The sequence below is a fragment of the Flagellimonas sp. genome, assembly GCF_965601775.1.
Classification (GTDB): Bacteria; Bacteroidota; Bacteroidia; order Flavobacteriales; family Flavobacteriaceae; genus Flagellimonas.
Map to the genome: position 1 here is coordinate 1,900,501 of NZ_OZ271837.1, position 20,825 is coordinate 1,921,325.

18 protein-coding genes are annotated in these 20,825 nt (G+C 40.0%); 11 read left to right on the forward strand and 7 right to left on the reverse strand.

Going from position 1 to position 20,825, the window contains the following annotated elements; all coding sequences use genetic code 11:
- Positions 1 to 22: 22 nt before the first annotated feature.
- Entirely contained in the window at positions 23 to 1,384 is a 1,362-nt protein-coding gene (locus tag ACSLUF_RS08770; RefSeq protein WP_435625737.1) for an alginate export family protein, read from the forward strand.
- 26 nt (positions 1,385 to 1,410) lie between these two features.
- Here the strand turns inward: ACSLUF_RS08770 and ACSLUF_RS08775 are convergent, their stop codons facing one another.
- Positions 1,411 to 3,072, reverse strand: a complete 1,662-nt coding sequence (locus ACSLUF_RS08775; RefSeq protein ID WP_435625738.1) for an FAD-dependent oxidoreductase — start codon at positions 3,070 to 3,072, stop codon at positions 1,411 to 1,413.
- The gene (locus ACSLUF_RS08780) at positions 3,069 to 4,478 is read right to left on the reverse strand and encodes an ATP-binding protein (protein WP_435625739.1); all 1,410 of its coding nucleotides are present in this window, start codon (positions 4,476 to 4,478) and stop codon (positions 3,069 to 3,071) included. The genes ACSLUF_RS08775 and ACSLUF_RS08780 overlap by 4 nt, the downstream gene beginning before the upstream one ends.
- Before the next feature lie 177 nt (positions 4,479 to 4,655).
- Here ACSLUF_RS08780 and ACSLUF_RS08785 point away from each other — a divergent pair, with 177 nt between their 5' ends.
- The 9 genes from ACSLUF_RS08785 to ACSLUF_RS08825 all read left to right on the forward strand — a co-directional run bounded on the left by ACSLUF_RS08785 (position 4,656) and on the right by ACSLUF_RS08825 (position 11,531).
- Positions 4,656 to 5,846 (forward strand): cation:proton antiporter, encoded by a 1,191-nt coding sequence (locus ACSLUF_RS08785; RefSeq protein WP_435625740.1) that lies wholly within the window; start codon positions 4,656 to 4,658, stop codon positions 5,844 to 5,846.
- Positions 5,839 to 6,096, forward strand: coding sequence for a glutaredoxin family protein (locus ACSLUF_RS08790; protein WP_435625741.1), 258 nt, complete (start codon positions 5,839 to 5,841; stop codon positions 6,094 to 6,096). Before ACSLUF_RS08785 ends, ACSLUF_RS08790 begins: the two co-directional genes overlap by 8 nt.
- A 38-nt stretch (positions 6,097 to 6,134) precedes the next feature.
- Positions 6,135 to 6,416: a GNAT family N-acetyltransferase gene (locus ACSLUF_RS08795; protein ID WP_435625742.1), complete on the forward strand. Its 282-nt coding sequence runs from the start codon at positions 6,135 to 6,137 to the stop codon at positions 6,414 to 6,416.
- 15 nt (positions 6,417 to 6,431) lie between these two features.
- A complete protein-coding gene (locus ACSLUF_RS08800) occupies positions 6,432 to 6,638 on the forward strand; it encodes a (4Fe-4S)-binding protein (RefSeq protein WP_435625743.1) in 207 nt (68 codons plus the stop codon).
- A 36-nt stretch (positions 6,639 to 6,674) separates the two neighbouring features.
- Positions 6,675 to 7,595: a helix-turn-helix domain-containing protein gene (locus ACSLUF_RS08805; protein ID WP_435625744.1), complete on the forward strand. Its 921-nt coding sequence runs from the start codon at positions 6,675 to 6,677 to the stop codon at positions 7,593 to 7,595.
- 76 nt (positions 7,596 to 7,671) lie between these two features.
- Positions 7,672 to 8,175 (forward strand): nuclear transport factor 2 family protein, encoded by a 504-nt coding sequence (locus tag ACSLUF_RS08810; RefSeq protein WP_435625745.1) that lies wholly within the window; start codon positions 7,672 to 7,674, stop codon positions 8,173 to 8,175.
- A gap of 35 nt (positions 8,176 to 8,210) precedes the next feature.
- A complete protein-coding gene (locus ACSLUF_RS08815; protein WP_435625746.1) occupies positions 8,211 to 8,738 on the forward strand; it encodes a nuclear transport factor 2 family protein in 528 nt (175 codons plus the stop codon).
- 1 nt (position 8,739) lies between these two features.
- A complete protein-coding gene (locus ACSLUF_RS08820; RefSeq protein WP_435625747.1) occupies positions 8,740 to 9,756 on the forward strand; it encodes an alpha/beta hydrolase in 1,017 nt (338 codons plus the stop codon).
- Between the two features lie 350 nt (positions 9,757 to 10,106).
- Positions 10,107 to 11,531 carry a vanadium-dependent haloperoxidase gene (locus ACSLUF_RS08825; RefSeq protein ID WP_435625748.1) on the forward strand — a complete coding sequence of 475 codons (1,425 nt, stop codon included), beginning with the start codon at positions 10,107 to 10,109 and terminating at the stop codon, positions 11,529 to 11,531.
- A 73-nt stretch (positions 11,532 to 11,604) separates the two neighbouring features.
- On the opposite strand, the gene ACSLUF_RS08830 is transcribed toward ACSLUF_RS08825, so the two are convergent.
- Positions 11,605 to 12,708: a bestrophin family protein gene (locus ACSLUF_RS08830; RefSeq protein WP_435625749.1), complete on the reverse strand. Its 1,104-nt coding sequence runs from the start codon at positions 12,706 to 12,708 to the stop codon at positions 11,605 to 11,607.
- A gap of 130 nt (positions 12,709 to 12,838) precedes the next feature.
- Here ACSLUF_RS08830 and ACSLUF_RS08835 point away from each other — a divergent pair, with 130 nt between their 5' ends.
- Positions 12,839 to 14,170, forward strand: a complete 1,332-nt coding sequence (locus tag ACSLUF_RS08835) for an MFS transporter (RefSeq protein ID WP_435625750.1) — start codon at positions 12,839 to 12,841, stop codon at positions 14,168 to 14,170.
- A 114-nt stretch (positions 14,171 to 14,284) separates the two neighbouring features.
- On the opposite strand, the gene ACSLUF_RS08840 is transcribed toward ACSLUF_RS08835, so the two are convergent.
- The 4 genes from ACSLUF_RS08840 to ACSLUF_RS08855 are packed head-to-tail and all read right to left on the reverse strand — an operon-like array spanning position 14,285 to position 20,735.
- Positions 14,285 to 16,018, reverse strand: coding sequence for a hypothetical protein (locus ACSLUF_RS08840; protein WP_435625751.1), 1,734 nt, complete (start codon positions 16,016 to 16,018; stop codon positions 14,285 to 14,287).
- A gap of 11 nt (positions 16,019 to 16,029) precedes the next feature.
- Positions 16,030 to 17,196, reverse strand: coding sequence for a DUF4249 domain-containing protein (locus tag ACSLUF_RS08845; protein ID WP_435625752.1), 1,167 nt, complete (start codon positions 17,194 to 17,196; stop codon positions 16,030 to 16,032).
- Between the two features lie 13 nt (positions 17,197 to 17,209).
- Positions 17,210 to 19,993 (reverse strand): TonB-dependent receptor, encoded by a 2,784-nt coding sequence (locus ACSLUF_RS08850; protein ID WP_435625753.1) that lies wholly within the window; start codon positions 19,991 to 19,993, stop codon positions 17,210 to 17,212.
- Positions 19,983 to 20,735, reverse strand: coding sequence for a hypothetical protein (locus ACSLUF_RS08855; RefSeq protein ID WP_435625754.1), 753 nt, complete (start codon positions 20,733 to 20,735; stop codon positions 19,983 to 19,985). The genes ACSLUF_RS08850 and ACSLUF_RS08855 overlap by 11 nt, the downstream gene beginning before the upstream one ends.
- Between the last annotated feature and the right edge of the window lie 90 nt (positions 20,736 to 20,825).

Genomic DNA, 20,825 nt, shown 5'->3' on the forward strand with positions numbered 1-20,825 from the left:
TGGAAAACCAGGGGATATTGCAATGAAGATTACATGTTTTCTCATATTGCTATGCTGGTTTTCCAACTTTTTGATTCATGCCCAAGAAGAAAACTCATCACAACTGGATTTCAAATTATTGCGCCAGAATGATGTAATATTCATCAATCCGAATACCAAATCAGGTATCTATCAAAACATTAAGCAAGTCCGACTGGGCAAGCAGGGAAATCTGAGTTTTGGTGGAAGTTATCGGTTTCAATCTGAAGCCTTTATTAATGAGGAGTTTGCATCCGAAGTTGATCAGGATGATATTTGGTTTCTGAACCGGTTGCAATTTCATTCCCACTTAAAAATCACTGATAAATTTGAGTTTTTCGTCGAACTCAATTCAAGCTTGATTACAAGCAAAGCCAACTTAACTCCCGTAGATAGGGATGAATTGAGTTTTAATCAACTTTTTGCCCGTTATCATTTTGATGAGAATTGGAATGTGCTTGTGGGTCGGCAGAACATGCGCTTAGGCAGTGGACGTTTAATTGATATTCGAGAAGGTCCCAACGTCCGTTTGTCTTTTGATATGGCCCAATTGCAATATCAAAGTGAAAAAACCGAGCTTACTGGTTTTTATGCCGTGCCGGTAATAGTGGGCGAAAGTGTTTTTGACAATGATGCCCTAGATTTTCAGGAATCGGTTGGTGGAGTGTATTGGACACAACATTGGAAGCCAAATTCCAGCATGGATATCTATGCCATTTACAAGGAAGAAGAAGCAAAAACCTGGGATTCTGGAACGGCAGATGATAATCGACTTAGTTTAGGACTACGCCATTTTGGTGAATGGAAGAAATTGACTTATAACAACGAGTTTGTTTTTCAAACCGGTAGTTTTGGAAATCAGAATATTAGGGCTTGGACCATTTCCTTTAATATCGAATACCCTATGCCCTATTTTGGTGACAACAGTGTAATTGGATTGAAAACGGAAGCCATAAGTGGCGACAACAGCGATACTGACAACACGCTAAACACCTTTGATGGTATCTATCCCCGTGGTGCCTATTTCGGAAGGGTTGCACGAATAGGGCCTTCTAATTTATTTGACATTCACCCCTATTTTGACACCTCTATCGGGCAATTCAATTTTGAATTCGACTATGTGGCCTTCTGGAGATTTTCCAGACAAGATGGGGTTTATGGTCCTCCTCTTAATTTGCAATATCCTTCAGCAAACGAAGAACGGTTTATTGGACATCAAATTGGTACAATTACAGCGTTTGAATTAAACAATTTGGTCAATATTGAACTGGAAACCAATCTGATATTTCCTGGCGCTTTTTTGAAAGAAAGCGGTTTGGATGACACACTTTTTCATACAGTATTAACAGCGGAATTGAAATTCTAATTCAATTCGCTATCTTCCATACGTCCTTAGTTTTCATTCAAATACTTATGCACCATACTGATGGACATGGAACCTTCACCCACGGCTGAAGCTACTCTATTCATCGCACCACTTCTTACATCGCCCGCGGCAAACACACCGGGCACACTGGTTTCCAGCAGATAAGGCGGTTTGCTTTGCTTCCATTGAATTGTTCCCAACTCATGATCTAGCACATTCCTTCCTGTAACCAGAAAGCCTTTTCCATCTTTTAGGAAATTGGCCCCTGTCCAATCCGTATAGGGTCGGGCACCGATGAAAATAAAAATTGCTCGAGCTTCTAAATTTTCCTCTGAATTTGCAGTTTTGTTTCGAAGTACTACTTGCTCCAACTTAGATTCTCCAATGGCTTCGACGATTTCTGAGTTAGGAATCACCTCAATATTTTCTGTATTATCAATTTGGTCTATCAGGTATGAGCTCATAGTGCTTTCCAAAGAATCCCTTCGAATTACAATATTTACCTTTCTGGCATATTTGGATAAATACATAGCACCTTGTCCAGCGCTGTTTCCTCCCCCAACTATATAAACATTACCATCCTTACAAGTATGGGCTTCGGTAGTTGCCGCACCATAATATACACCAGCACCAGTCAAATCTTCCATGCCCTTATTTGGGAGTTTTCGATAATCCACTCCCGTAGCAATGACCACGGCTTTACTTTTAAGTTCGCTACCGTCTGACAAGGTTATGATTTTGTAAGAGTCCCGTACTTCAATTTTTGTAACCTCAACTGGGGAAAGAAATTCTATACCGAATCGGGTAGCCTGGGTAATTGCCCTTCGTGCCAGGTCTGAGCCACTCAGACCTTTCGGAAAACCCAAATAATTTTCGATTCTTGAACTGGTTCCTGCTTGCCCCCCTGGGGCTTTTCGGTCAATTAACAAGGTTTTTAATCCTTCGCTTCCCCCATAAACCGCTGCTGCCAGTCCAGCTGGACCGGCCCCGATGATTATGACATCATACAATTCTTCTTGCGCCCGTACATTCAAGCCTAATTTTTCAGCAATCTCTGAAAGGCTTGGATTTTTTAGCATGTTTCCGTCTTCAAAGAAGACAGCGGGCAAGTCTTTAGAACCTAGCTGGTTGATTTCCACCAATTCTTTTGCTCCATCTTCATTTTCAACATTCAAAAATTGATAGGGAAACATATTTCCGGCCAAAAAGTCCTTGATATTATGAGTGTTAGGCGAAAACGGATATCCTACTATTCGCAAACCTGAAAAGGGCGGGGAATAATTGGCCAACCAGTCCTGCAAAACATCATCTATCACCGGATAAAGCTTCTCTTCAGGAGGATTCCAAGGTTTCAGTAGATAGTAATCCAACTGTACGTCGTTTATCGCCTTAATCGCAGCATCAGTATCTGAATATGCAGTGAGCAGAACCCGTTTCGCTTGGGGGTATACCACTAGAGCTTTCTCCAAAAAGTCCACCCCTAACATGGAAGGCATGCGTTGATCTGATAGAAAAAGTGCAACCTCTTCCCCTTTGTTCTTTAATTCTTGGATAGCTTCAAGCGCCTCTTGGGCAGAGGTAGTGGCCATAATCCGATAATCATTTCTGTATCTGGAACGCAAATCTCCACGTATCGCCGATAAGACTTGTGGGTCGTCATCGACAGCAATAATGATTGGTTTTTTCACGAATTTTCTTCTTCTGGGTTATGATTGATGGGCAAACAAACTTCAAAAATGGTCTCCCCCGGCTTGGACTTTGCCTTAAGTTGCCCGTTGTGTTGCTTAATGATTTTTAGGGCCACGTCTAACCCCAGACCGGTACCTTTTCCTATTTCCTTGGTGGTAAAAAAAGGTTCAAAAATACGATTGAGGTGTTCTTCTGCAATTCCGTGACCATTATCTTCCACAAACACATACACAAAACTACCTGAGGTTTTGGTCTTCACCTTGATTTCTCCCCCCTCAGAAGGCAACGCATCGATGGCATTGTCTATCAGATTAGTCCAAACCTGATTTAATTCCCCAGGTAGACCATGTATTTTGGGTACATTCTCATCAAACTGAATATCCACTTTATGTCCAACCTTAGAAATCTTATGATTTAGCACATTGAGTGTACTTTGTATCCCGGTATGTACGTCCACCATTTGAAAATCCAAACTTTGGTCCATATAGGAATAGGTCTTGACGGATTTTACCAAGGTTTCAATCCTTGAGGAGGCTTCTTTGATATCACCCACCGTTTTGTGAGTGGTCATGTTTTGGACAATCCATTTCAATACCGGATTAACATCTTCTTCCCTTAATAGTGATTTCACATAGAGCAAATCATCCGTAGTGAATTGATATTCCACCAACAAGGGTACCAAATCATACTGATCATCCAAACTGCAGCTGGAAAACCAATCATACAAATCATCCTCAAGGTCATTCTTTTCCAGCATGGAGAGCTCTTCTGGTTTCTCTTGGAGCTTTTTGTACATAAACTCATTAACACTGTCAATTGCCTTATCGTCAGCACGAATTTTGATAACCTTCTTAAAGTCCTCCGGCAACCCCATTAAATGTTGTTGCAATAAAGAAGCGCTTCGCACCATGGCTGATGCTGGATTGTTCAGTTCGTGGGCTAAACCTGCGGATAGTTTTCCAAGGGCAATCAACTTTTCATTTTGAACTTCAATCTGGGTGATATTCCGGATGCGATTATTCATTTCATGAACCAACACCTCTGTAAGCTCATAAAACCTACCTATCAATACTTGCAGTTTTTCCCTATCCAATTTTCCGACGATACCCGGTTTTATCGCCACAGCATATCCCCCAGCATTTTTTGCCCTTGAGTAGGGCAGTAGACCAGAAATATCATGTTTTTTGATTCGACCAAAAGCTTTACGGCTATTGTTTTGTAATAAGTATAGCTCAAAATCTCCCTCAAAGATGAGCGTTAGGCTGTCGATGGGACTCCCTTTTTCAAATAGATAACCCCCTTTGGGAATCTCTTCAATCTCGAGATTGTCCATCAACCAGTCCAGTTGTTCTTTTGGAACAGTTTGAAGCTGTGGAAAATCTGTAAGTTCATAGATTGTTTTCATAGTGAATTCTTAGATTGGAAAGCTCTTGGTTTCCTTTCTGAAAGATAGCGAACTTCGTATTAAAAACCGACTATCATCCAAACCCAGATTTCATAAAAAATATTCTTCTCCAATTACATAAATAGGTTTTTCAAGCCAATGAATATTTGTAAATTAACAACAACTAAATACCGGTCAATGCAGCACCATGTACTCCTTAACCTGTTTGCCATTTTTGGAGTGGCAACAGCGGTGATAATTATATGCAAATTCCTAAAAATTCGCTACATCATAGGCTACCTGATTACAGGGGTCTTGCTTAGCCCGAATACCAGCCAATATTTTACCAACATGGAGGAAGTTGATGTATACGCCGAAATAGGCATTATTTTATTATTGTTCACGGTAGGGCTTGAATTTTCTTTTAGCAACTTGAAGCGCATCAAGAACTATGTGTTGATTGGGGGCGCTTCCCAGGTATTTCTTACCATCTTCATCACTGCTGGCCTAATATGGCTTTTGATGCGACCTTCGGTAGAGGAAAGTATTTTTTGGGGTTTTTTATATGCACTCAGCAGTACCGCTATTGTGGTGAAGGTATTGCAGGACACCAATAAAATCACAACGCCCCATGGAAAGTTCATTTTGGCTGTGCTTTTGTTCCAAGATATCATGATTGTTCCTTTAATGTTGTTTACACCCATTCTTGCTGGCGCAGGCGATAGTAGTCCCTTGGAAGCTTTGTTATGGCTATTGGGGAAATTGATTCTTATGGGGGGCATTGCCTACCTTTTGGCTCGTTTTGTCATTCCCTTTTTTCTAAAGACCGTAATGAAGGTGCAAAGCCAAGAGGTATTTCTGATTGCCTTGGTATTTATAGTAACTGGAATTGCTTTATTAACAGAGGAATTAGGCCTTTCCCTGGCATTGGGGGCGTTTATAGCTGGACTCATCATCGCTGAGACCGAGTATCACCGTATGGCTATTTCTTGTTTTCTTCCATTTCGTTACGTATTCATGAGTTTCTTTTTCATCTCAATGGGGATGTTGTTGGATTGGAAGATTTTCGCCACAGATTTTGGTTGGATTGTATTTTGGTTCTTCTTCGCCCTATTGGTAAAAGCCATAGCGGGCATACTTGCTGTAAAGGTGATGAAATTGGATTGGAAAACCGCCTTAGCCGTTGGATTCTCTATTGCTCAAATTGGTGAATTCTCATTTGTTCTGGCTCAAAGTGGACTGGAATATGAACTAATTAGCAAAAACAACTACCAAATCTTTTTGGCCGTTTCCATCCTGTTAATGTCGGTCACTCCTTTTATCGTGACACAAGCCGAACGAATACAGCCTACCTTTTTAAAACTTTTAAGAGTCAAAGCGCATGGATGAGAAGAAATTGAAATTATACGGTACCAACTGGTGCACCAAGTCCGCCAACCTGAGAAACTATCTGCAATCCATTTGGTTAGAATTTGAGGATTTTAATGTGGAGACCCAACCCGAAGCGGAAAAAACAGTTAGAGACCTTTATGACGGGAAACTAAAGTTTCCTACGGTGACTTTTGGGGATAAACATCTTAAGAACCCCTCAACTAAAGAGTTGGATGCGTTTTTAAAAGAAAATGATATTAATCCCTAGGGCCTGATTTCTCAATAGCAGCTAAATAATACATTAATATGGAGATAGAAATAAGAGAACGTGAGAGCAAAGGCTTTGCAATAGCACGAGAGGACGGAAAAAAAGCAGGGATGATGACCTACTCCATTCCAGGGAGTGATTTTATTATTGTAGATCATACCGAAGTGGAGGAAGCCTTTAAAGGCAAAGGGGTGGGAAAACAAATCCTTTACAAAATTGTAGAAATGGCTCGTGAAAAGAATTTAAAAATTCTTCCGCTTTGCCCATTTGCAAATGCTATGTTTAAAAAACTGAATGATATTCAAGATGTATTGAAATAACTAAATTATAATAACATGTCTGCACCAAAAGAATACAAAAAAGGAGATTTCGCTGTAGTCTGGAAACCAGAAATATGCATCCACGCTGGAGAATGTGTAAAAAGATTACCCGAGGTATACAATCCGAAGGAACGCCCCTGGATTAAACCTGAAAATGCATCGATTGAAGCTTTAAAAAGTCAAATTGACGCCTGTCCCTCAGGAGGTTTGTCTTATAAATAAGAACACTTGAGCGGAAAGTGACTTTCACGGGTTTCCATGAAGCATTTCAAAACGATTTCTGAATATTGCGAGGGCATTAATATTGCTCCTCCAAAACATCCGCATTTCGATATTCGGAATTTTGAGGAGAATATGCTCACGGTCCATAGTCAAATGCCCGTTTTCCGACATGAGTTTTATGCCCTAGCCATTAAATCTGACGGGGATGGAAAAGTTGTTGCCGGACAGTTTTCAAATTTTCCAGAAGGTGTTATCGTTTTTTTTAATACCCCGTTCCAATTAATTTCCTGGGACATTTTACCCAATTGGAAAGGATACTATCTCATGTTCAGTCAAGATTTTGTGGTTCAATCCAATATTCTTTCACAGCTTTTAAAGTTGTTTCCTTTTTTAAAAATGGAAAAGTCCATTCCATTTGAAATCTCATCGGACCAGCTCAAAACTATTCTCTCCATTTACAAAAGTGTTTGGGAAGAATACAACGGTTCCTCACCAGATAAGTTTCAAATTATTGAGGCACAGGTATACTTGTTGTTGTCCATAATCAAAAGGCTTTTTGAGCAACAAGTTGACCATGAGACCGCCAAAAGTGGTTTAAAAACAGCCGACTTAAAACTACTTTCAAGGTATCAAACCCTAATCCAAACCAGTTTCTATCCCAATACAAAACTGGAAACCTTCGCTAACTTGCATTCCACCAGCTACTATGCCCAAAAATTGAGCGTACATCCCAATCATTTAAATTCTGTGGTCAAAACCTTAACCGGAATAACAGCTCTTAACCATATCCACAATCATCTGTTGATTCTTTCCAAATCGTATTTAGCCCAAACAACTTGGAGCGTTAAGGAAATTGCCTTTACCCTATTCTTTGATAGCCCCAATAACTTCAGTGCTTTTTTCAAAAGAAAGACCGGAAACACACCCTTGGAGTACCGCCAGCAAGTGAATCTTTGAAATTTATACTTCTTCATTTGATATCATAAAACACTCCCCTACTTTCTTTCAGAGCTTTGTATCAAACAAATAAGCAATGAAAGCAATTATAATTGGAGCGCTTATCTTCCTATCCTTAACCTTAAATGCACAACATATGAAAGACCCAAAGGATGTGGTTGTCAATTTATTTGTATCCACAGATAAAAGAGACTGGGAAAATGTCATGGAAACATTTGGTCCCAAAGTGTTATTGGATTACTCCTCCATGACGGGAAATCCAGCTACCGAGTTAAGTCCAGAAGATATCGTTACGGCTTGGAAAGGCATACTGCCAGGATTTGAGTCCACGCATCATCAAGTTGGCAATTTTCTGGTGGAAGTAGATAATGATAAAGCTGAGCTCTTCTGTTATGGTACAGCAACACACTATTTGTCAGATGAAAATGGCAATATATGGACTGTAGTGGGTTCTTACGATTTTGAACTTGTAAGCGATTCGGATAAAAATTGGAAAATCAATTCCATGAAGTTCAACTTTAAGTATCAAGATGGAAACACTGGGCTTCCCAAGAAAGCCATTGCCCAACTAAAATCCTAAAAAGCGGAATGATGAGAACCTCTAGTATACTGTGCATGTTGATATTAATAACATTTGGCTGTCGTGATACTTCGCAAATAGAACTCTCTACCCTTCAAGAAGAATTGAAAGTAATAAAAAATGAAATGAACATGATCAATGCAACTGCTTCGAAAAATAAGAATTCCGTGCTTGCTTTTTTTAAAGCCCTGGAAAACGAGGATGTAAATGGAATTGTAACTCTATTTGCCCAAGACGCAAAACATACCAATCCTTACGCATCAGGTTTATTCCCAGAGGGTGCCAGCGGTAAGCATGGGATTCGTGATTATTGGACCCCGGTATTCCCAAATTTTGATGGAATGGAATTCCTAATTGAAGAAATCTATGCCATGGAAGACCCGTCCATTGTTTTCGTAAAGTACACAGGGAAAATCAAGCTTAAAAATAACGCTGGTTATTATGAGAATTACTACTACTCCACTTTCAAATTCAATGAGGCTGGTGAGATAACCGAATACGTAGAAATATTTAACCCCATAACCGCAGCGCGAGGTTTCGGTTTACTGGACAAAATCAAATAAAATGAAAAGGACAATTGCAATACTTACCGCAGTGATTCTCATCACAGGTTGTAAAACAAAAAACGAAAGACAAGAAATGCAACAAAACACAATCTCAAAACAAAAAACTATGGAAAAAATACAGTTCAATAGCGAAGGCAGTACGTTGGTAGGAAATCTGTACTACCCTGAAAATTTTGATAGTGCCAAATCGTATCCTGCTATTGTGGTGTCTGGAAGTTGGACCACTGTGAAAGAGCAAATGGCTGGACTATATGCGAAAAAACTAGCTGAAGAAGGTTTTATCACTTTAGCGTTCGATTTTAGAAATTTTGGAGAAAGCGAAGGTGAACCCAGATTTTATGAAAGCCCTTCCTTAAAAAAAGTGGACATTGAAAATGCAGTCACCTTTCTTGAAACCCTTCCGCAAGTAAATAAGGACAAAATAGGTGCCTTTGGCGTCTGTGCTGGGGCCATGTACACCTTGATGGCCGCTTCAGAAGATGACCGGATCAAATCTGTGGTCACCACGGCCTCTTGGTTACATGATGCCGAAGCCGTGAAATTGTTCTATGGTGGTGAAGAAGGAGTTCAAGCAAAAATACAGGCCGCCCAGCAAGCCAAAAAGAACTACGCAGAAAATGGGGTAGTTGAATACATCCCCTCCATATCTACCGAGGATGAATCTGCAGCCATGTATGGACCCTACGATTATTATTTGAATCCAGAACGTGGTGCAATAAAAGAATGGAGCGCTGACAAATTCGCAGTAATGTCTTGGGAAGATTGGCTGACTGCAGACCCAATGCCCTCTGCCACCAAACTAACGATTCCAACCTTGATGATACATTCTGATGGAGCGGTGCTCCCCCAATACACCAAAAATTACTTCGAAAAGATTGCATCAACCGATAAAAAACTGCATTGGATGGAAACCGAATTGGAATCCCCTTTTCACCAATTTAATTATTACGACCAAGAGGATGAGGTAAATCAATCCGTAGGGGAAGCTTCAAAATGGTTTTCACAAAAATTATAGTACATAAAAAAAGAAGTATGCGACGATTTAGTTTTCTAAATCGTCGCTTTTTTATGCATTAAATCATTCTCTGCCAACACCTTTCCACAAAGAAGGCTTCCGTTTCCTTCGTCATTAAAATCATAAAGTTTTCTAAAAATTGGACTTGAGGCATTTTTGGGCGCAAGTTTTCGCAAGAAACCACATCCAAACTTTTAACCGCACTTCTTGTGCAGCATACCTAATCATTAAAACTGACACCCTATAGACATGTCATTACACTTTTCAATTTTCCACCACACAAGTGAAACTGTGAAAAGGGTTATCCATTTGAGGAAACCAAATCAGAAGTTAAACTTAAAACGTAAAGCATGAAAAAAATCCAGTTTTTTAAATTGAGTGTATTGGCGATTTGCATGGGATTATTCCTAGTATCCTGCGAAACAGATTCAGACGATGACCTAATTACGGCATTGGAAGAAGATGAAATAGCCATGGATGATGACGAAGATATTGACGCAACGAACGCGGTTTCCAGTGAAATGACTTGGGTCATAACCGAGTGGAACGACACCTGGTTAGAGTTAGACCGATATGCAACGGGAATGCGTCCAAATGCAACGGCTCGTGCCCTTGCCTATATCCACTTGGCAGGATATGAGGTAGCTGTTCATCAAATTCCAGACGGTATTTCGTTTGAAAACACCTTTGGCCAACTCAGTATTGAACAGAATCGGCTAGAAGATGATGTGGATGTAAGACTAGCCTTGAATACCTGTTATGCCGAGGTTCTTGACCATTTTATGATAAATATACCTCGTCAACAAAGGAATTTAATCACACAAACAGAAGATAGGTTACGAAATACCTTAGAAGATGATGTATCGGAGGAATCCATTGCAAACTCCCAAAGATGGGGAAGGCATGTAGCGGCACGTATTATAGCCTTCGCCCAAACCGATACTGAAGCAGAAGAACAAATTCTAGACCCCCAACCCACTTCCTATGAACCTCCAGTTGGAGATGGTTTTTGGACCTACAGTGCCGAAGAGGAACGAGGCTTGTTTCCATATTGGGGAGAGGTTCGAACCTTTGTTATCAGTCCTGATGAGACTTCAACAATTACTCCAATAGCATACAGTGAAGACCTTAATAGTGAATATTATGAGCAAATGTTGGAGGTGTATGAGGTAAATAATGAAGCCCGGGAAACCAACAACGAACAACTTTGGATTGCTGAATTTTGGTCTGATGACGTAGAGGGATTGATGATGAGTCCGCCAGGTAGGCAGATTTCCATTGCCAATCAATTAATAAAACAATTTGACCTAGGTCATGACGAAGCACTGGTCCTGCTACAGAAGCTTGGCTTTTCGTTGAATGATGCGGCAGTTTCCACATGGGCAGACAAATACGAATACTTGGTTATGAGACCGAATGTATATATCCACGAGTTCATTGACCCCGACTTCCAGACAAACCTCTTCCGATTTATTTTTTGGCCGAACCCTACTTTTCCTGGGTATCCCTCGGGACACTCTACATTTGCTTCTGCCGCTGCTGGTATTTTTATCAATCAGTTTGGCGATACAGTAGATTTTACGGATAGATCGCATGAAGGAAGAACGGAATTTCGCGGAAATCCCAGACAATTTGGTTCATTCAGCGATATGGCCGAAGAGAACGCGTATTCCAGAATACCTCTAGGGGTTCATATCCGGATGGATTGTGATGAGGGTTTACGATTGGGATATGAGATAGCCGAAGCAGTCAATGGATTTGTCTTGGTACAATAAATTTTAGGTTCACAAGAATTGGTTGATGGTTGATTTTAGGTGAAAGGGGCCTCGTTTTCCAAGAGGCCCTTTTTTACATGACAATATGGTTTTTCCATTCGTGTGGCGCAGGAATATCCGTATCATCGATTAGTTGTCGGATATCGATTTCTATGCCCCTGCTCAAATCCGTAATAGGCACATCATTTGGCCCTCCTTCAAATGGGTTTTCTGTATTTTCCCCAATCGCTTCCATTGTGTGAAATACCCATGAAATCAAGGCACTAAAGGGAATGGAAAACCAAACAAAATGTTTGGCTATGAACAATTGAAGGTTGTGGGTTATCTCAAAATATGCTGGGTTTTTTCCCAAATAAGCCACAATTGTACCTCCAATGACCTCGAACTCCTCCATGATAGCGAAAGGCAACAACAAAATAAAAATCCAAACAAAAACATAGTTCAAAGTCGCAAACTGCCTAGGATAGGGAAAATTCTTGATTCGCTCGCTCTTACCCTGCAAGGTATAAAGTTCGGTAAGCATCGACATCATTTGCATATGCCTAAAATCTTCAATTACACCTTCATCCATCAATTCAGACAGGCGTCTTGATTGAATTCCTAAGAGTTGCGAGGCTTGATTTCCTTTTTGGAATATTTCGTCAGCCTCCTTTTTCGAGATGTATGGTTCTATCGCCTCTTCCATGGGAATCGTGTCTTCCAAGACGGTATACTGGGTGGCCCTAAATTCCTTATTGGACTTTTGGCTTTTGAGGTGCATTTCCCACGGTTTGTCTTTCCGCAATTGATAGCGCAAGGCCGTCAACCAAGCTACATGGCGATGCACCAGTTCCTTTTTAATCTCATACAATTCCTTTTCAGTTTTTGGATTTTTGACATTTCTATTGGTAACAAAGTCCTTAGCCATAATAGTCCAAGACCTTGAAGCGTTCACTATACCACCCCAAATTTTTCGACCTTCCCAAAGTCTGTCATAAGATGCATTGTTCTTGAAACTCACGATAAAAGCTACAGCTGTACCCAAAACCCCAAGAGGCAACCAAGGTACATGGAGCCATTTCCACCGCAGGATATCAAACAATATTACAGGAATGGTGGCAAGTAGGATAAAAAGAAAAATATGTCTTCTAGTCCATTTGATCACCCCTTTTACAGGAAATATTCTTCTTGTGTACATGGTTTATGGGTTGATTTACTTGTCCTACAAATTAGGGAATTTCGATAAAAGAAGCACCCTGAAAGAATTATACCAATACTCCTAATAACTTTTAATTGGTTACCTTCAGGGAAGCATAAACACGATAACATTGATTGCCTTTTTTAAGTCAAGGATTTTTCCAATCCTGCTTGTAAACTTTATTGGAATACTAGGCTATAGTCTGGTAATACCTATTTTGATTTTCATTGTTACCGATTTTGGGGGCAATGGTTTCATTTACGGGATTTTGGGAGCGATGTACCCCTTTTTTCAATTTATCGGAGCACCAATATTAGGTAAACTTTCAGATAGGATTGGAAGAAAAAAAGTTTTGATGATATCCCAAATGGGGACTTTTGTTGCATGGACCCTTTTTCTTATCGCCTTTGCTATACCAGAAATACCGCTTTGGAGTCAAACTACGGATTTAACGGGCAACTACATAATGACCTTGCCCTTAGTTGTCATTTTCCTAGCTCGAATTTTTGATGGGTTTACCGGTGGAAATATTTCCGTGGCCAATGCTTACATGTCGGACATTTCTACGGATGAAGATAGAAGCAAAAATTTTGGTCGTATGGGAGCTTCCACTAGTTTAGGTTTTGTATTAGGTCCTGCTTTTGCTGGAATTCTGGCTTCTACCCTACTTGGAGAGGTCTTACCCTTACTTCTTGCGGCATTGATTTCTTTAATAGCCATCTTCGTAATCAATTTTAGGTTGGAAGAAAGTGTTCCATGCGTTGTTGATACCAAAGGGGTTTCGCTACGAAATGTTAGACGATTTTTTCAAGTAGAGCATAAAGATTGTTACACCGAGGGCCACGAGGACATTCAAGGAGAATCAAGTAAAGGATTCAAACGTATTTTGAAAATTGATGGGGTGAAGCCTCTGTATTTAGTGTATTTCCTAACTTTTTTTGGCTTCAGTCTTTTCTATGCCGGACTTCCCATTTATGCCAATGCCCTATTAAGATGGTCGGCCATAGATTTAGGCATTTTCCTGGCCTATTCCAGTTTGTTGATGATTTTGGTACAAGGGCCTCTTCTGGGTAGTCTTTCAAAAAAAATAAACAGTCGTGTATTGATTGTTTTAGGAGCAATCATCTTATCCTCAAGTTTTTTCTTGCTTTCCACCACCAATATAATTCTACTCTATTTGGCCAATACATTACTTTCATTGGGCAATGGACTGATGTGGCCCAGTTTTTTGGCCCTTTTGTCCTCTTTGGGAAGCAAAAACACTCAAGGTGCTATTCAGGGTTATGGCACTTCTATGGGAAGCATTGCCAGTATGTTGGGACTAATTGCGGGAGGTATGCTTTTTGAACGTATCACCACTATGGTATTCACCTTTGGGGCGTTCGTATTTATCATTATAGTTTTTGTGATGATTTTTACACAATTCCAGAAAGGTGAAATTAAAAAACTGCAACCCGCCTAAAATTTCAGAAGAAAACTATTTAGAAAATCAAATGAAACCAATTTCTCCGTTTAGAGACACTTTGATTATTTCGAAGCATATTAAATACCTATTAGGCATTTTTGCACAAATATTTTACTCGACCGATATTTGTTCTTCATACCTTAGAAACACCCCATTTTCAGTAAACCCTTCCAGCACTATCGTAAATTCTCCCACGATATCGGAAGTGTAGAATTCAATAGTTCTATCAGCATTGTCGTCCAGATTTAAATTAGGAATCCATAATAACTGATTGCGTTGGTCGGGTATTCTAGTATTATATGCTTGGGAGGAATAGGACTGTCTAAAATAGTTTTTATTGTTTACAGGTCTTAAAACTTCAAAACCTTCTTGGGCATCAAGTCTGCTACTCAAATAATCCAGTTTTTTCGTCTTAACATCCACTATACCATCAAAAATGGAACTCCCAATTCGATATTGGTCCGAAATTATGGCAATACTCTCTATTTTATAGGCATCATAGTTTTGTATGAATGATTTCTGATTCGGGATTGGAATACCATCCACAATCAATAACGAACCGTATTCTTGGGCAAGTGTTTCCCCATTATCACTGCGTAGCGCAAATTCGACATCATCATTTTTTTTGGACAACCATGCTTTGTCCAATATTTCCAATGCGGTTTCTTCAATTGTTGGAAATCTGGTGTATTCATCCAAGACATATATCTTGCCCACCTTACCATAAAAGGGAAGCTCGGCTGCAGTTAATAACAAGGTATCCGGCTTTACGGAGAAGTACGCATTTTCTATCTGATTTTGGATGCTTCTGGCCAAAATAATCGTGTCATAATTATCAGATAATTCAAAAGAGGCGAAATCAAGTTGCTCAGGATTTAAACTTCTTCCTCCACTGTCCAAGACTATTTTATATTCATTAGAATTACTTCCCATCACTTGCGCGAAAATCCTATTTCCCTGGGATTTGCCATCTAGATTGGCGTAGAACTCTCCAGATTGGTTGGTGGTAACGATTCGTACTTCATATTGTTCGCCGGGAACGGTAATCATTACCTTAACATTCTGAACGGGCATATCGCTCTTGATGTCCGTAACAACTCCTGATATAAGCTCACCCCGTAGCTCAGGTAAATTTTCGACCTGATTAGCTTTTAAAGCGGGGTAACGTTCCCAAAAATTGGTTTCATCGCGCTTCCCCTTTTCAATCCTTGCAAAAGAAGCCGCATTTCTTACGGATACGGAAAAGTTTCCTCTCAAGTCTTCCTCAAGAAGCAGTTGTACCGGCTTTCTTTTCCCAAAAGTCCTTTTGTTCTGCGGAAATTGTATAGGTGAGTCAGAACGGGTTCGGGCTACCTTTGCTCTGCTATTTTTAACGTTAAGGTCCTTACTTTCATTCTTATTTTCAAGTATGGTCCTTTGATTGGATGTATAAGGATTAATTATAATTATATCTTCCTGAAAAAAAGTTGCTTGGCCCCAATTTTTCATCCATTGGGTGTAACCAATCAATTTATACCGACCTGACCTAACTGAAGTCGGCACAAAAAAATCACCGTACCCCAGACCATTTTTAAGTTTGATTTTGTGTTTAAAAACCAAAGAGCCTGTTTCATCCATAAGTTCCAAATACCCCACTTTACTCAACCTGCTTGTTGACTTGGTATTCGCGCTTAGACAAGAAAACTTATAATAGAAATATTCCCCTGACAATAGAAATGATTCGTTGAAACTAACATGAACCAATTCCTGGGTTTCGCTAATAGGAAACTTGGAAGTAATTTGATTCTGGGCGGGCAAATTCAGTACCGAGGCAAATAAAAAAATCCAAAGAATACCTGTTTTCATCAATCTTTAATTTAGTCTTCCCAGAAATCTGGTCGGACATTAGAACCAAAAGTTGTACAATCCACACATCCTGTCTCAACAATAAAGAAGGTTCCTGTACCAAAGGCAAAAAATTTATGGCTTCCCTGCTGAATTAATTGGAAAAGGAGTGGGTCTGTTGGACCGAACTCCAAGTCCGTGCATCCTATTAAAAATGAGGGTCGTGTGTCGGAAAAAAAGTCTTCACGATTAATAAAAATTCTTTGCGAACTCACCGAGGCCACTTCAAATAGCCCCAAGACCCGCTCCCCTGTTGGGCTATCCAAATCTATGTTCCCTTGCACAAAACCTGGTTGGGTCTGCGCAAAGAGTGTGGTTATATTCGAAAACTCGCGCAAGTCCTCATAAAAACTCTGAGCCGCTGCCGATTGAACGTATTGATTGACCAAAATACTATACCGACTACGCAGTGCAAAATCGTCACTGGGAATAAAGTTCACCTCAAAATCCTCTATTCGATTGGAAGAAAGATTTTCTGAACTGGCGATAATAATCTCTTGGGAATTTTGGGTTCTATAGCAAACTCTATCCTGAACGGTTTTGGAGACTACTTCCAATAATGGTGGGTCCACAGATGTAATGACCAAATCTAAGTCGGAACCAAAAGGAGAAACAATTTGAATGGTCTCCTCGTAGTCATATCGAAAAAAACTCGCACCACTACCAACACCTTCACCATCGGCGAATATCGATAAACCTTGCTGACCATCCTCAGAAGTAGAAATGGCTACCTCTAAATTTTCAAGCACACTAATCCCTGTCATACCAGTAGGACCAGAACTAAAAGAACTGCCATTTTCGGTTACTATGGAAAGACTATATAAGCGGTCCTGTTGGGCACTGAACTCAAATTGAGAGATATACCTTCCGGGTTCATCTTCTTGAAAGAGGAAAACATTCCCGGCATCATCAGTAACCTGCACAGAAGCATTACTTTCAAACCGGACATCTTCTCCTGACAGAAATGTCCTTGAGATAAAGATTTCTTGGGTCTTTAATTCTCCGGTAATAAATGCATCAATAACCAATATATCCTCAAAATCTTCAACAGGTGCGTTAAAGGGTTCTGTGCATCCCCACAAAAGCAATAGTGGAATGGCATACATGAAAATTAAGAAGTTATGGATACGTTTTATCATCTTTTCAATACCCTTAGAACTTTATATTATACGTTATGGATGGCACAGGAATAGTGAAAATTGAAGTTTGAACCCCTCTGATTTCACCTTCATCCGTCACAAAAAATACCGAGAAAGGGTTATTTCTTCCCAGTACATTGTAAATGGAAATCGTCCAAAAACTATGCGCCAACTTCTTCTTTTTGTGATTCCCTTCGATATTTAGTCCTATATCCAAGCGATAGAAGTCTGGAATCCTAAAACTATTTCTATCACTAAACACTACAAACTTAGAATTGTCAAAAGTAAAATTACCAATAGGAACCGTTACAGGTCTACCTGTTTGATACACAAAATTCGTAGATAGGCTGAACCTTCGGGAGAACTTATAATTTGCTATTAAGCTCACATCGTGGGGTCTATCAAAATTGGACGGAAACAAATCCCCGTTGTTTATTCTTTCCTCCTCAAAAGGGCTATCAAAGCGTATTAAGGAGCGTGAATAGGTATATCCCAACCAGCCATTTAACTTCCCTCTATTCTTTCTTAGTAGGAATTCCACGCCATACGATTCACCCTCTCCCTGCAATGTTTCCAATTCAATGTTGTCGTTCAACAAAATTTGCGCGCCCGTCTTAAAATCCAGAATGTTATCGAACTGTTTATAAAAGCCCTCAAGGCTCAGCTCAAATTCATTATCGTTTAAGTTCTTGAAAAAACCTAAGGTATATTGGTCTGAACGCTGGGGTTGAATATTCAAATCGGAAAGTTTCCAAGTGTCAATGGGAGAAACCGTGGTGTTATTGGACAAACGGTGTATGTATTGAAAATTTCTTCCAAAACTTCCCTTTACAGATAAGGTGGGATTAATGAGATATCTTGCTGACAATCTAAATTCTGGATTTGCAAAAGTTTCCACTGCCTCATTATTTTCAAATTCAAGGGTCTCAACAATGGTTGCTGTACTCCGGGGGGCGTTATCTGCGAATACTTGTTGAGTACTCTCGCCAAGAAGAGTAAAGAACGAATAGCGTAAACCTGCTTCCACTGAAAACTTTTCCGCAAAACTGATTTCGGTTGACAGGAAGGCCGCATATTCCAGTCCCTTTTCAGAATCCAATTCCCGCGCTTCTGTGATTGAGGTGCTTGAAATAGGTTCTATATTCCCGGGATTCACCGAATAAAACTTACCAGAAATACCGTAGTCAAACCGCATAGCAGAATTTCGTATGTAGTTAAACTTCAGTTTGGCCTCACTTTCACTTACGTCATACCCGAAAAGAAAATCCGAGTTTGGATTGCCATCAAACTCAATGTTGAAATCATATTGGCTGCTGGTTAGGATCAAGCTCGCAGAATTTTTGTTATTGAAGGCATGGTCCCATCTCGCTGAAACCAATTTATTCTCATAGACATATAAAGAGTCAGATGTGATGCTAAAATCATCCCTGCTCAAATACCCTGTTACCTTTACCGTGTTCTTATCATTGATTTTATGGGTATAACTAGCCAGCGCATCGTAAAAGGAAGCCTCACTGCGATTCAAAGAAGGTTCGTCCAAGGATCTTAAAATCCAATTGGCATAGGCTCCCCTACCTCCTACCATTAATGAGGATTTACCCTTGACCACTGGGATTTCAACCAAAGCGTTGCTCGTAACAGGACCTACGGACAAATCCACCCCAATGTCTTCAGGTATTTCATCCTTGGTACGAATTTCAAATACTGAAGACAACCTACCGCCATACTCCGCTGGCAAACTTCCTTTATACACATTGAACTCTCCTATGGCAGAGGGATTCAAGGCCGAAAACACGCCGAAGAAGTGTTGGGGATTATATATTACTGCATCATCCAGCAAAATAAGGTTTTGGTCTGCTCTTCCTCCCCTTACGTTAAAGCCCTCCGCTCCTTCACCAGCTGCAGCGATACCGGGTAAGGCCGAGGCAACCCTTAAAATATCACGTTCCCCCAAAGCCAAAGGAATGTTTTTTGATTCTTCCGTATCTATGCTTTCCGTGCCACTGGATGTTCGAAATACGTTTTTGTCACTTTCGGCTTCTACAATTACTTCATCCAAAGCTTCAATACTCTCAAACATCTGGAAGTCTTGTCTGCCATCATTGTAAACCACAAGTCGTTTGGTAGCATTTTCTATCCCTAAAGCACGTAATTCCAGAATGTGGGTCCCTACCGGCAACCGCATTTCGTAGAATCCTCTTGGTGAGGTCAATACCGCAAGGTTTAATTTTTTTATTATGATTTGTAAATCAGGAATGGGCTCCTTGGTCTCGGCGTTGGTAACATAACCACTTACCCTGGCACTAGTCTTGTTTTGACCTCTAATTGCCTTACCAATACGAAAAGTTTCTACTTGGCCCCTATTTCCCGACTGTGTCTTTCTAATCAGGACTGGAAAACCTTCGGTAGCAACTTCATTTTCCGATTCAACCGTTAAGGAATCTACATCAACTTCCCTTTTTCTAAATGCCTTCGGAAGTTCATCATAAATGGCATTATTTCGAGTGATGATAATCTGCGCATCATCCAAGAAATAGAAATTCAAGGTTCGTTCCTGAACCATATCCTCCAAAATCTTTGAAACTTGGGAGTTGACATATTGACCTGAAAACGTATCATTGCCCAACCACTCGTCCACGTAGAAAAAACGATAGTCGGATATACTTTCTATTTTATCGAAAGCCTGTTGTAACGGAATACTATCAAAGGAAACCGTAATATTCTTAGAATCATTCTGCGACCATGATTTGGTGCCGAGTAGCAAACAAATCAAACCTATTAGACAACTAACTCTCATTGGCAAAACTAGATTCTTGGAGTTGGCTATCAATTTGTGTGGATAATCTCATGTAAAAAAGCTCGGGTTCGGTTTTGAGTTGTTTTTTGTTATCCTGAAAGAACGATTTAATGGTTTCCTTTTGCGAAGGAAAAACAGCAATCCAATCGCCTTTTCCATCAACGGCGTAGAGACTGTTCTTATATACCAAATAAAACCTCTCTTTCTTCAAAAACTCATAATACACCCTTCCTTGTTTGTTTCTTTCCCTTGGGGTTTTCCATATTTTTTGATAGGTCTGAATAGAATCACCCTCTCGTACCACTTTGCAAAACCCAATGTTCTTATCTCTGGATGAACTAATGAGGGTATTCACATTTACAAAAACGTTTTGTTCAAATGAAAAACGTTGGACTTTACTGCGAATCAATTTAAAAGGAAAACTTCCCGAAGAACCAAATGGAGCTAGAATTAGGTCATCATTGAATATATCATATTTGAAACTGACTGAACTGAACCGATTGTTATCATATACCACACTTCCTCGAACAAAAGAATCCGTATCAAAGAATTGGTGCTTTCCGTCAAATATGACAAATTCATTAACGTATTGCACACCATTATACAAAGCCGAGGATTCCTGACCGGTTTGTTGGTCGAACCAATCGTAGATTAACTTCTCTTTGGTTTGAGCAAAAGACCCATAAAAAGTGAAAGCGATACAAAGTACCGCAAAAGGGAGGTTTCGAATTAGCTGAGTCATTACTCAAAAATAACCTAGCTCATCCTTATTCATGTCCCAAAAAAAAACCTTAACATTTTTTTAGCATTACCGCCGACTATTCATTCGATT